The sequence below is a fragment of the Pseudomonas sp. NFACC16-2 genome (genome assembly GCF_900119205.1).
GTDB classification, from domain to species: Bacteria; Pseudomonadota; Gammaproteobacteria; order Pseudomonadales; family Pseudomonadaceae; genus Aquipseudomonas; species Aquipseudomonas fluorescens_Q.
The window spans coordinates 68,511-79,438 of sequence record NZ_FPIX01000004.1; the positions used below are offsets into that span (position 1 = coordinate 68,511).

The 10,928-nt window shown below is 60.6% G+C and carries 13 protein-coding genes; 9 read left to right on the forward strand and 4 right to left on the reverse strand.

The window, feature by feature from the left end; translation table 11 throughout:
• Positions 1 to 12: 12 nt before the first annotated feature.
• Genes BT116_RS05670 through BT116_RS31365 form a run of 3 tightly spaced genes read right to left on the reverse strand, consistent with a single transcriptional unit; the run spans position 13 to position 1,668 of the window.
• Positions 13 to 996, reverse strand: a complete 984-nt coding sequence (locus BT116_RS05670) for a DUF4880 domain-containing protein (RefSeq protein ID WP_072340965.1) — start codon at positions 994 to 996, stop codon at positions 13 to 15.
• Positions 983 to 1,498: a sigma-70 family RNA polymerase sigma factor gene (locus BT116_RS05675; protein ID WP_072341262.1), complete on the reverse strand. Its 516-nt coding sequence runs from the start codon at positions 1,496 to 1,498 to the stop codon at positions 983 to 985. Before BT116_RS05675 ends, BT116_RS05670 begins: the two co-directional genes overlap by 14 nt.
• Before the next feature lie 44 nt (positions 1,499 to 1,542).
• Positions 1,543 to 1,668 carry a hypothetical protein gene (locus tag BT116_RS31365; RefSeq protein WP_256572531.1) on the reverse strand — a complete coding sequence of 42 codons (126 nt, stop codon included), beginning with the start codon at positions 1,666 to 1,668 and terminating at the stop codon, positions 1,543 to 1,545.
• A gap of 28 nt (positions 1,669 to 1,696) precedes the next feature.
• Between BT116_RS31365 and BT116_RS05680 the strand changes: the two genes are divergently transcribed.
• Positions 1,697 to 2,530 (forward strand): oxidoreductase, encoded by an 834-nt coding sequence (locus tag BT116_RS05680; RefSeq protein ID WP_072341265.1) that lies wholly within the window; start codon positions 1,697 to 1,699, stop codon positions 2,528 to 2,530.
• Positions 2,531 to 2,554: 24 nt separating this feature from the next.
• Complete coding sequence (locus tag BT116_RS05685) at positions 2,555 to 3,493, forward strand: AraC family transcriptional regulator (RefSeq protein ID WP_072340967.1); 939 nt, start codon at positions 2,555 to 2,557, stop codon at positions 3,491 to 3,493.
• A gap of 30 nt (positions 3,494 to 3,523) precedes the next feature.
• Here BT116_RS05685 and BT116_RS05690 read toward each other — a convergent pair whose 3' ends face one another.
• Positions 3,524 to 4,552 carry a GlxA family transcriptional regulator gene (locus BT116_RS05690; protein ID WP_256572530.1) on the reverse strand — a complete coding sequence of 343 codons (1,029 nt, stop codon included), beginning with the start codon at positions 4,550 to 4,552 and terminating at the stop codon, positions 3,524 to 3,526.
• Between the two features lie 158 nt (positions 4,553 to 4,710).
• Here BT116_RS05690 and BT116_RS05695 point away from each other — a divergent pair, with 158 nt between their 5' ends.
• The 7 genes from BT116_RS05695 to BT116_RS05725 all read left to right on the forward strand — a co-directional run bounded on the left by BT116_RS05695 (position 4,711) and on the right by BT116_RS05725 (position 10,843).
• Positions 4,711 to 5,580 carry a substrate-binding periplasmic protein gene (locus tag BT116_RS05695; protein WP_072340973.1) on the forward strand — a complete coding sequence of 290 codons (870 nt, stop codon included), beginning with the start codon at positions 4,711 to 4,713 and terminating at the stop codon, positions 5,578 to 5,580.
• A gap of 79 nt (positions 5,581 to 5,659) precedes the next feature.
• Positions 5,660 to 6,448, forward strand: coding sequence for an amino acid ABC transporter ATP-binding protein (locus BT116_RS05700; RefSeq protein ID WP_072340976.1), 789 nt, complete (start codon positions 5,660 to 5,662; stop codon positions 6,446 to 6,448).
• Positions 6,448 to 7,104 (forward strand): amino acid ABC transporter permease, encoded by a 657-nt coding sequence (locus BT116_RS05705; protein ID WP_072340979.1) that lies wholly within the window; start codon positions 6,448 to 6,450, stop codon positions 7,102 to 7,104. The genes BT116_RS05700 and BT116_RS05705 overlap by 1 nt, the downstream gene beginning before the upstream one ends.
• Positions 7,101 to 7,784: an amino acid ABC transporter permease gene (locus tag BT116_RS05710; protein WP_072340983.1), complete on the forward strand. Its 684-nt coding sequence runs from the start codon at positions 7,101 to 7,103 to the stop codon at positions 7,782 to 7,784. The genes BT116_RS05705 and BT116_RS05710 overlap by 4 nt, the downstream gene beginning before the upstream one ends.
• Before the next feature lie 4 nt (positions 7,785 to 7,788).
• Positions 7,789 to 9,216 carry an amidase gene (locus BT116_RS05715; RefSeq protein WP_072340986.1) on the forward strand — a complete coding sequence of 476 codons (1,428 nt, stop codon included), beginning with the start codon at positions 7,789 to 7,791 and terminating at the stop codon, positions 9,214 to 9,216.
• A complete protein-coding gene (locus tag BT116_RS05720) occupies positions 9,216 to 10,448 on the forward strand; it encodes a D-amino acid dehydrogenase (RefSeq protein WP_072340988.1) in 1,233 nt (410 codons plus the stop codon). The genes BT116_RS05715 and BT116_RS05720 overlap by 1 nt, the downstream gene beginning before the upstream one ends.
• A 26-nt stretch (positions 10,449 to 10,474) precedes the next feature.
• Positions 10,475 to 10,843 (forward strand): RidA family protein, encoded by a 369-nt coding sequence (locus tag BT116_RS05725; RefSeq protein WP_072340991.1) that lies wholly within the window; start codon positions 10,475 to 10,477, stop codon positions 10,841 to 10,843.
• Positions 10,844 to 10,928: the final 85 nt, after the last annotated feature.

The window sequence follows — 10,928 nt, forward strand, 5'->3', positions numbered from 1 at the left end:
CGAAGAAAATACTTAGCTGGCGGCGCTCAACGTCACCCAATATTGGGTTCGATAATCAATCCGCAGGTGCAGTGACTGCGCAACCAATGCCAGTACCTGGTCGGTGTCGGCGAGTTGAAAGGTGCCGGAAACCCGTAGCCCCGAGACTTCATCGGCGCAGCGCAACAGGCCGGGGCGATAGCGCGACAAGGCCCCGATGAAATCACCGAGGCGCATATTGCGTGCGCTGATCACCCCGTCACTCCAGCTCCATACATCCAGGCCGTTATCTTTGAACTCACGAACGCCATCCGAGGTGAACAGCCGCTGATTGCCGGCCTGGACGGTGTTGTTGACCGCAAGGGTTTGGCTGGATCCAGGAAAGACGCTGACTGCGCCGCGCTGCACCGCGATGAGGGTCCCGTCGTCACGCTCGTACGCGAGGAACCGGGCATTCAGGGTGCTTATCAATCCGTCTCGGGTTTGCACCCAGAAAGGACGCGGTTGAGCCGAGCCCGTATCGGCGCCGGTATTGACGATGATCTCGCCGCGTCGCAGAACGATCAGGCGCCGCTGAGCATTGAAATAGCTGTCGACCGCACTGTCGCTGTTGAGCTGGATAAGGCTGCCATCATCGAGTTGGAAGCGCTTCCGCTCGCCGGTTCTGCTGTGCTGCTGGGCCAGCATGGCCGGCAGCGGCGTGTAGTCGCGGCCCAGCCAGGTCGCACCACCCAAAGTGGCCAATGCACCCAGTAGCTTGAGGCTTTGGCGCCGATGCATGCCTGAGCGGGCGCCCTTGAGGGTGTGCCGGGCCAGATCGGGTGGCACGCCGGCGAAGTCATCGCCAAGCGCTTCCACACGCTGCCACGCTAACCGATGTTCCGGGCGCTGCTGCAGCCAGTGTTCGAAACTGCGCTGGGTTTGCTCATCGGCAGGATTGAAGCGCAGGCGCACCAGCCAGTGGATCGCCTGGTCGACCACCGCCGGATCCAGCGCTTGCGTCTTACTGTTCGGCATAACGCAAGCGATAGCAGTGTTGCAGGGCCTTGGCCAAGTCGCGTTCAACGGTAGAACGGGAAACGCACAATTTTTCGGCTATTTGCAAGCAGGTCAGGCCGTCGAGTTGGGCGAGTAGAAAAGCCTCGCGAACCCTCGGTTTGAGCAGGTCGAGCAGGCGGTCTATGCGCTCGAGGCTATCAAGAATCAGCAAGCGTTCTTCTTCGGAGGGGGCCGCTTGTGGAGGAAGCAGCGCGAGGCTCTCGAAGTAGGCGCGTTCGAGCTCGCGACGGCGATACCGATCGATCATCAGGCCGCGAGCGATGCTGCTCAGATAGGCACGGGGCTCGCGCAAAGGGCCTGATTGACGGGATTTGAGCAGACGCACGAACGTGTCCTGCGCCAGGTCCGCTGCGCTCTCGTGACAGCCGATGCGCCGGCTCAGCCAGCTGTGCAACCAGGAATGGTGGCTGCGATAGAGCAGCGCGAGATCGGCATCACCCAGTGAGTCGTTGCTGCGCATCAGCATCCCGGAAACTACATAATTGATAATGAATCGCATTATATTCAGGCCGGGGACGCCAGGGCAAATTTGCCGGCCCTGGCGTTCGCCACGGTGTTCTTTGCCTGATAGGAATAGGCAAGGCTGCGAGGCAAACCGGCATAGGTGGCCCGCAGGCCGGTGGCTACCATGGCGCACACCTACCGACGGGAGTTCGCCATGCACCGGATAAAAACCCTCTTCATCACTGGCGTGAGCAGTGGTTTCGGCAACGCCCTGGCCAAGGAAGCGCTGGCGGCCGGCCACCGGGTCATCGGCACCGTGCGCAGCGAGGCGGCCTTGCAGGCCTTCGAGCAATTGTCTGCCGACCGGGCCCACGGTGTTCTTTTGGATGTCACCGACTTCGCCCGAATCGACAGCGTTGTCGCCGCCACAGAAGCCGCCCACGGCCCGGTCGACGTGCTGGTCAACAATGCCGGCTACGGCCACGAGGGCATTTTCGAAGAATCGCCGCTGGAAGAGCTGCGGCGCCAGTTCGACGTCAATGTGTTTGGCGCGGTGGCGGTGACCAAGGCCTTCGTGCCCTATTTCCGCCGGCGCCGCGCCGGGCATATCCTCAACATCACGTCGATGGGGGGCACCATCACGATGCCGGGCATTGCGTACTACTGCGGGAGCAAGTTCGCCCTGGAAGGGATCTCCGATACCTTGAGCAAGGAGCTGCGACCGTTCAATATCTTCGTGACGGCCGTCGCGCCTGGCTCGTTTCGAACGGACTGGGCCGGTCGTTCGATGCAGCGCACCCCGCGCAGCATTGCCGACTACGACGCCAGCTTTGACCCGGTTCGCCAGGCGCGCCAGGAAAAAAGCGGCAAGCAACTCGGTGACCCGCACAAGGCGGCGCGGGCGATGTTGCAGGTGATTGCCAGCCCGACGCCGCCCGCCCATCTGTTGCTGGGCAGCGATGCATTGAGCCTGGTGCGCGATAAGCTCAGTCGGGCCGCCAGCGAGATCGATCAATGGGAAGCGCTGACCCGTTCGACCGACGGCTGAGCGAACCGCAGAAAGGAGAATTGGATGACCCAGGCTGATCCGCATACCGCACGCATGGTGGCGTTGATGGAGCGGCTGGCGCCGGTGGAAGGCTACAACCTCAGCGCCCTGGAGGACGTACGTTTCCTGCGCTCGAACCGGCCATTGAGCCGCACGCCGGTCCTGTATGACCCCGGTATCGTGATCCTGTGCCAGGGACGCAAGCGCGGCTATCTGGGGAATGACCTCTACGTCTACGATGCCCGGCATTACCTGGTGGTGTCCGTTCCCGTGCCATTCACCATGGAAACCGACGCCAGCGAAGCGGAGCCCATGCTGGCGGTGTATATGCGCCTGGACCTGCAGCTGGCAAGCGAGTTGATACTGCAGGTCGACGAGGCGCTCGGCCCGAGCGATGCCCCGCCCAAGGGCATGTACGCCTCGCCCATGGATGATGGGTTGTACACCTCGACGCTGCGCTTTCTGGAAGCCATGAGCACGCCGGGTGACGCGGCCATTCTCGGACCGTCGCTGGTGCGGGAAATCTACTACCGCATCCTTACCGGCGAGCAGGGCGGCTCGATGCGCGCGGCGCTGAGTCGCCAGGGCCACTTCGGCCAGATTACCCGCGCGATCCGCAAGATTCATAGCAGCTATCAGGAGCGCCTGGATGTCGAGGCGCTCGCCCGCGAAGCCAACATGAGCGTGCCCAGCTTCCATCTGCACTTTCGCAGCGTGACGGACGCCTCGCCCATGCAATACCTGAAGTCGACGCGCCTGCACCAGGCGCGACTGTTGATGCTGCGCAACGCCATGAACGCCTCGACGGCGGCGTTCAGCGTGGGCTACGAAAGCGCCTCGCAATTTGGCCGCGAGTTCAAGCGCCTGTTTGGGCGAACGCCCCAGGCTGAGGTGGAGTGGATGAAGGCGACCTATGCATTGCCGGCGCCTGCCACGCCGTCCATTTATGTGTCGTCGCATTAGCGCTGACGACACGGTTGAAGCCGTGCGGCGTTACTTCCCTTCTTGTTGCATCAAGGCTTTGCGTAACTTTCCCGGAGAGAGGCCAAACATGCTCTGAAAGTGCCGAATAAAATGAGGTGCATCCGCGAAGCCGCATTCAAAGGCGATCTCGCCAATCTGGCGATCGGAGCTCACCAGCAGCCATCTGCCAAACCTGAGTCGGACCTGGCGGTAGAACTGGGCTGGGCTGCTGTTGGTTTCAGCGACGAACAGGCGTTCCAGCTGTCGTTTGCTGGTGCCGAGCAGATGCGCAATGGCCTCGATATCGAGGGGGTGGGCCATGTGTTTTTCCATCAACATCACGGCTTCATGCAGCCGACGATTGGATGAACTGGCGTATCCGAGAGCCTTGCGTCGGTCGACGAAACTGTTGGACGTGTTCTTTGCCACCGTCATCTGATGCACAACCTTGCCGGCACGATCCGGCCCGCAATGCATGCCGATCAGATGAAGCGCTAACTCGATAACTGAAACACCGCCAGCACAGGTAATCCGGTCCCGGTCGATCAGAAAGTCTCTGTTGATGACAAAGCGCAACGTGGGAAACCGGTGCTTCCAGTCGTCGCCATGATAGGCGTGGACACACGCCGTTCGCCCCTCCATCAGGCCATGTCGCGCGAGCACGAAGCTGCCGGTGCACAGGCCGATCAACGGCACTTGTGCGGCGGCGGCCTGGTGGAGGAACGCGGGGTAGGTTTTCGGCACCGCCTCGATGAAATCGAGCAATCCACCAATCACCACGATGTAGTCGAAACGTTCCGGGTCAGTGAGTTCACTGTCGATCGGTACGTCCAGGCCGCTACTGGAAATGACTCTTTGCCCGGGCGTGCCGAGTACTTTCCATTGGCAGCGTATGGGGCGGCTTTGATCACCCGTATCGGCGGCATGCCGCAACGCATCGGTCAGCCCCGACAGTGACAGCAAGGGGAAGCGTGGCCACAACATGATGCCAATAGACAACTCGGCGGTGCCGCGGCGCATGGGGGGACGACGCGCTTGCCCATGATCGAGCCCGTCCACGAGGCTTTCCTGGGGGGCTACAGGCTCTGTGCCGCCAGAATGTCGCAAATGTTCAATCATTCGTGCAAAGCATCCAACTGGTTATACCGCCGCTCCCACTACGATGGGCCAATGCGAAACGTTCCGCTGCCACCCTGAAAACTATTGAGGAGCATCCGATGAAGACGTCCAAAATTAAGCGTTTTTCCGGTATTTGTGCCGGGTTCCTGGTGTCCGTGCTGGCTGCGGCACCGGTGTTCGCATTGGAGACAGTGGAGCCGGGAAGCCTGACCATCGCCTTCAGTGGTGATATGCCAGGAACAGGGTATCAAGATAGTCGGATGGTCGGCTATGACGGTGAAATCCTTCAACAAATTTCTGAAAAACTGGGCCTTAAGGTCAAACCGGCATTAATGGAGTGGTCTGGGACGATCGCATCGGTGCAGTCCAAGCGAGTGGATGTCATGGCCGGCACCATGGGCTGGACCGAGCAACGCTCGAAAATCATGACCTTGAGCGATCCTATTCACTACTTCAAGAACGGTATTACCCAGACAGACAAGACCAACTGGAACAGCCTCAAGGATTTGCAAGGCAAGAAAGTCGGCACGATCACCGGCTTTTCGTTCATCCCTGAGATGCGCAAGATCGATGGCCTGCAAGTCGCCCTTTATGACACATCCGATGCGGCCGTTCGCGATCTGCTCGCCGGACGCATCGATGCGGTGATCGGTGATCCACCGGTCATGCAATACGCCATTTCCCGCAACGAGCAATGGCACCTGCATTTCAACGCCTTTGTCGACAATGATCCGAATTTTCCACTGCTGACTGGCTTGGGCCAGGTGGTGTTCGGCTTCAACAAGGCCAGCCCGGAACTGGTGACGGCGGTCAACGCACAGATTCAGACGCTCTGGAAAAACTGTGAGATGCGCAAGATCGGCGCTCGCTACGGCCTGACTCAGGATGTCTGGTTCATGCCCGAAGGCAAGGACCTGCGCCTGGGCGTCGATCGTCCAGCGGACTGGACACTGCCTGGCTGCAAATAAGTGTGTGAGGCGATGGGGTGGGTTCATGCCAGAGGCACTACCTCATCGCCATGCCTATAACAAAAAGAGGTTAGCCAAGATGTCGAGCCCGTCTGACGCCGCGTTGCTGCGCGTGCATGAATTACACAAGAACTATGGCGATCTGGAGGTGCTCAAGGGCATCAGCCTGGAGTTGAAGCCCGGTGAGACCCTGTCGCTGATCGGCCCAAGCGGTTCTGGAAAATCCACCTGCCTGCGCTGCATCAATTACCTGGAAAAACCCACCAGCGGCGAGATCTGGTTGGGAGACGAATTGATCGGTCAGCGCAGGGATGGCCAGCGTTCGAGGCTGATGAGCGACCGGGAAATGGCGCCACAGCGCCGCGAGATTGCCATGGTGTTCCAGTTGTTCTATCTCTGGCCGCACTTGAGCGTGCGCGACAACGTTGCGCTCGGCCCCATCAGGGCCCAGGGGATGCCGCGCAAGCAGGCGTATGAGTTGGCTGACGCGATGCTGGAAAAAGTCCATCTGCGGCACAAGGCCGAGTCTTATCCCGAGCAATTGTCGGGTGGTCAGCAACAGCGGGTCGCCATCGCCCGGGCTTTGGCCCAGCAACCAAAAGTGATTCTGTTCGACGAACCGACCTCGGCGTTGGATCCCGAGTTGGTTGGCGAAGTGTTGGCCGTGATTCGCGAGCTGGCGGAAGAGGGCCGCAGCATGATCATGGTCACCCATGAAGTGAGGTTTGCCCGCGATGTGGCGGATCGGGTGATCTTCATGGACGGCGGGCGCATTGTCGAACAGGGGCCGTCGAGGCAGGTGATCGATCACCCTTGTCACGAACGTACCCGCAGTTTTCTTGGGCGCATGGCTGTGGAGAGCGCTTGATGGCGAATCTGGAAGCTTTCCTCGGACTGTTGCCCTTGCTCTTCAAAGGCGCAATGAGCGCATTGGAAATTGCCCTCTGCACCTTAGTGCTGGCGAGCGTGGGCGGTTTGGTGCTGGCGGTTTTACTGACGTTCAGCCGATCACGACTGGTACACGGCGCCATCGCCTGTTTCATCGAATGGATGCGCAATGTGCCGGCGCTGGCACACCTGTTTCTGATCTACTTTGGGCTGTCCTATCTGGGAATCAATCTGCCTGCGTGGCTGGCGGCCATCGTCGGCTTGAGCCTGGTAGGCAGCGCAGTGCTGGCCGATACTTTCCGAGCCGGCTTGCAGTCGCTGCACGTTGGCCAGCATGAAGCCGGGCAGGCCATCGGCCTGCACCGTATGCAGATTCTGCGCTACATCCTCTTGCCCCAGGCCCTGCGCGTTGCGTTGCCGGCTTATGCCAACTATGTCACGCAACTGATCAAGGACACGTCCATCGCCTCGGCCATCGCCGTGCCGGAGATCATGTTCCTGGCACGCAATCTTGTGACCTCCACCTTCCAGACCTCGCTGATTTATCTGGCGGTGATGTGCATCTATGCGGCGATGATCCTGCCCATTGGCGTGGGGTTCATCCGACTTGAACGTCATCTGGGGGCGGCGCGATGATCAGTTTTTTCCAGCAATACCCGGAGTACTGGAGCGACTGGAGTGCTCGCCTGCTACTCGGCGCACGGGTCAGCGCCGAGCTGTCCCTGACAGGCTTCGCCCTGGCGGCGATGTTGGGCGCGTTACTGGCCTGGGCGATGAAGAGTCCCAGCGTATTGCTCAAGCGTCTGGCGGTGTTCTTCATTCAGGGGATGCGTGCGGTGCCGCTCCTGGCGTTGCTGCTGGCGCTGTATTTCACCCTGCCCAGCCTCGGGCTGACGTTGTCGGGTTATTGGGCCGGGGCCATCGGCCTGGGCTTGCAGGGCTCGGCCTACGTCGCGGAAATCCTGCGCGGCGGACTGGACTCCTTGCATCGCGGCCAACGTGAGGCGGCCATCGCCACCGGCCTGACGCCCTTGCAAGCCTTCACCGCCGTGATCTTTCCACAAGCCATTCGCGGCATGTTGCCGCCGTTGCTCAATGCCTACGTGTCGATTCTGAAGGACAGCTCCCTGTGCGCCTTGATCGCCACCGATGAGTTGATGCTGGCGGCCCGGGCCATTGCGTCCGAATCCTTTTTGCCGATGCATATTTTCCTGCTGGTGGGGTTGTTCTATTTCGTCATCGCTTTCCCTCTTTCTCTGTTGTCGCGAGCGCTGGAAGCACGATTTTCTCGCGGGCGCAAAACCATTCGAGGTTGAACACATGAACATCATGGATCGAACCGCTTCTCAGAGCATTGGCCAGTTGCGGCGGGCGCTGGAGTCCGGAACGCTCACGAGCGAGTCCCTGGTTGGCGCGCAATTGGAGCGGATCGAGCGCTTCAACGGTCAACTCAATGCGTATGTCGAGGCCTATCCCCAGCGCGCGCTCGGTGCGGCCATCGCCGCCGATCGACAGCGGGCTGCGGGTGTGAACCTGGGGCCGTTGCACGGCATTCCAATTGCGATCAAGGATTTGTTCGAAATCGACGGCAAGGCCATAACCGGTGGTTCGCTGGCACAGACGCCGCGTATCTCTCGGCTCACCGCCACGGCAGTCCAGCGGTTGGAGCGCGCCGGGGCGATCATCATGGGCAAGACCCACACCGTCGAATTCGCTTTCGGAGGGTGGGGCACAAATGCCGTGATGGGCACGCCGTGGAACCCATGGGACCGTGAAGTACATCGTGCGCCAGGGGGTTCCAGCAGTGGTTCAGCGGTGGCCGTGGCCGGCGGGTTGGCAAGCGCGGCGTTGGGCACTGACACCGGCGGCTCGGTGCGGATTCCCGCAGGCATGTGTGGTCTGGTTGGCCTGAAAACCACGCGTGGGTTGGTCAGCCGTCACGGTTTGATTGAATTGTGCCCATCGCTGGATTCGGTGGGGCCCATCACACACACCGTCGAAGATGCCGCGTGGATGCTTGACGCGCTGCTGGGGCCGGACCCGCTGGACCCGGTCTCGGCCAAGTCGCCTGTCTTCAGCGCCGCAGCAGGCTTGAATCTTCCGGTAGCCGGTCTGCGTATCTGGGTACTGCCACAGACCGAACGCGTACACATTGCGCCTGGCGTATTGGCAGCCTATGACCAGGGGCTTGAGCAATTGGCCGCTCTGGGCATGCATCTGGTCGAACAGCCGCTACCGACTTCGCTGGAGCAGTGCATGCGCGTTGCCGGTGGCCTTATGAGCGCCGAAGGCTACGCCAGCCTTGGCAGTTTGTTCGAGCGCGACGATCTACGCTTCGATCCTCACGTGCAGCGTCGGGTGCTGAGCGGGCGCGCCATCGACGCGGCGGCTTACATCCATTTGCACAACCAGCGACGTGCTGCCCGTCAAGCCATGGACGAAGCCATGTCCCAGGTCGATGCCTGTGCGTTTCCAACCAATGCCATTGGCAGTGTGCCGTTGAATCAGGTCGATGAGTACGGTACGCCGCTGGCCTTGCTCGGCCGTTTCGCCAACCTGCTCAATCTCTGCTCAGTAGCGCTGCCGGTGGGCTTCGACGAGCAACGCATGCCGGTCTCGATGCAAATCGTCGGGCGTGCTTTCGCCGAACCATTGGTCCTGCGGATTGCCCACGCCTACCAGCAAGTCAGTGATTGGCACCAATTGCGGCCTGAGGGTTGGGACCTGTCGGACAGGGTGGTGGCGTAATGGAAATCTGTGTCGTCGGCGCTGGAATCGTTGGCTTGAGCAGTGCCTGGTTTCTACACAAGGCCGGTCATACTGTCACCGTTATCGATCGTGCGGGGGAGGCCGGCATGGGGGCCAGTGCGGCCAATGGGGCGCAATTGAGCTACAGCTATGTGCAACCGCTGGCTGATCCCTCCCTGTTGCCGGGCATTCCAAAGATGCTGCTGGCGCGCAACGGCCCGCTGAAGTTTTCGCCGCAATGGAGCTTGGAACAATGGCGCTGGTGTGTGGAGTTTCTCGCGGCCTGCCGTACGTCCGTTTCGCGCCAGACGACTGTCGAGTTGCTGGAACTGGCGCAGGAAAGTCGGCTGGCGCTGGACGCCTTCATCAGTCAGGAAAAGGTGCAATGCGATTTCGCCCGTACCGGAAAACTGGTGCTGTACCCCGATGCTGAAAGCCTGCGCAAGGCCGGCGACCAGGTGAAATTCCAGGCCGCCCAAGGCGCCAGGCAACAAAAAATCGTCAGCCCCGCCGAAGCCTTGTCGATCGAGCCTGCACTCGAGGGCTATAAGAACGCGTTTCACGGTGCGATCCATACCGACAGCGAATGCGCGGTCGATGGGCGCAAGCTTTGTCAGGAGCTTGCGAGGTTGTTGAGCACGCAGGGTGTGCGTTTTCTGTTCGACAGTGAGGTTGCCGCTTTCCGACGTGAACGCGGGCGCGTCACCGCGTTGGAGATTCACCACGCCATCGAAGGCCCTGGTCTTTTAGGGACGCAAGCGGTCGTGCTGGCGGCTGGCGCTTACAGTGCGGGGTTGTTATCTGCGTTCGGTGTGCGCATGCCGGTCTACCCGCTCAAGGGATACAGCATTACGTTGCCGATCACTGATTCGATGAATGCACCGACGGTCAGCGTGACGGACATGCGGCGTAAAACAGTGTTCGCCCGGATCGGTGATCGCTTGCGCGTCGCGGGGATGGTCGAGCTGTGTGGGCTGGATGCGTCGATTCCCGTTAAGCGTATCGAACAACTGAAAGCCTCGACGCAGGCATTGTTCGGTCTGGAATGGAACGCCGATGATTGCCAGCCCTGGACCGGTTGGCGTCCAGCGACCCCCACCGGGCGGCCGATTCTGGCAGTCAGTGGTTGTGACAACCTGTACGTCAATTGCGGCCAGGGCGCCCTGGGCATGACCTTGGCATTTGGCAGCGCCCAACGGCTGGTCCGATTGATCGGCGGCACGGCGCTTTAACTTCCTCAATTCATGGAATAAACCCGATGGCAACGATTCAACGTTTTCAGAGCAGCGCGCGGATGTCCGGTGTGGTCCGTCACGGCGACCTGCTTTACCTCTCCGGCCAGGTGCCCACTGATCTGCAGGTTGGCATCCAAGAGCAGACGCAGCAGGTGCTGGCCAAGATAGAAGCCTTGTTGTCGCTGGCGGGTAGCGACAAGGGCCAGCTTGTGAGCGCACAGATCTGGCTCAAAGACATTGATCGTGATTTCGCGCTGATGAATTCGGTGTGGGACGCCTGGCTGCCAGCTGATAGTGCTCCGGCACGGGCCACTGTTCAGGCACGTCTGGCGCGGCCAGACGTGCTGGTGGAGATCATGGTTGTGGCTGTGAAACTTGCTTCGGGGGGGTGAAGGCGGGGCTGAGGTTTTCTTTTCAGGCACAAAAAGGCATTTGCGACTTCTAGTTACATTGAGGAGCCTATCCTCGGTTCCCATG

Coding starts and splice junctions, on each gene's coding strand:
- BT116_RS05670 (WP_072340965.1), bottom strand. CDS start 996: ATGCCGAACAGTAAGACGCAAGCGCTGGATCCGGCGGTGGTCGACCAG.
- BT116_RS05675 (WP_072341262.1), bottom strand. CDS start 1,498: ATGCGCAGCAACGACTCACTGGGTGATGCCGATCTCGCGCTGCTCTAT.
- BT116_RS31365 (WP_256572531.1), bottom strand. CDS start 1,668: ATGGTAGCCACCGGCCTGCGGGCCACCTATGCCGGTTTGCCTCGCAGC.
- BT116_RS05680 (WP_072341265.1), top strand. CDS start 1,697: ATGCACCGGATAAAAACCCTCTTCATCACTGGCGTGAGCAGTGGTTTC.
- BT116_RS05685 (WP_072340967.1), top strand. CDS start 2,555: ATGACCCAGGCTGATCCGCATACCGCACGCATGGTGGCGTTGATGGAG.
- BT116_RS05695 (WP_072340973.1), top strand. CDS start 4,711: ATGAAGACGTCCAAAATTAAGCGTTTTTCCGGTATTTGTGCCGGGTTC.
- BT116_RS05700 (WP_072340976.1), top strand. CDS start 5,660: ATGTCGAGCCCGTCTGACGCCGCGTTGCTGCGCGTGCATGAATTACAC.
- BT116_RS05705 (WP_072340979.1), top strand. CDS start 6,448: ATGGCGAATCTGGAAGCTTTCCTCGGACTGTTGCCCTTGCTCTTCAAA.
- BT116_RS05710 (WP_072340983.1), top strand. CDS start 7,101: ATGATCAGTTTTTTCCAGCAATACCCGGAGTACTGGAGCGACTGGAGT.
- BT116_RS05715 (WP_072340986.1), top strand. CDS start 7,789: ATGAACATCATGGATCGAACCGCTTCTCAGAGCATTGGCCAGTTGCGG.
- BT116_RS05720 (WP_072340988.1), top strand. CDS start 9,216: ATGGAAATCTGTGTCGTCGGCGCTGGAATCGTTGGCTTGAGCAGTGCC.
- BT116_RS05725 (WP_072340991.1), top strand. CDS start 10,475: ATGGCAACGATTCAACGTTTTCAGAGCAGCGCGCGGATGTCCGGTGTG.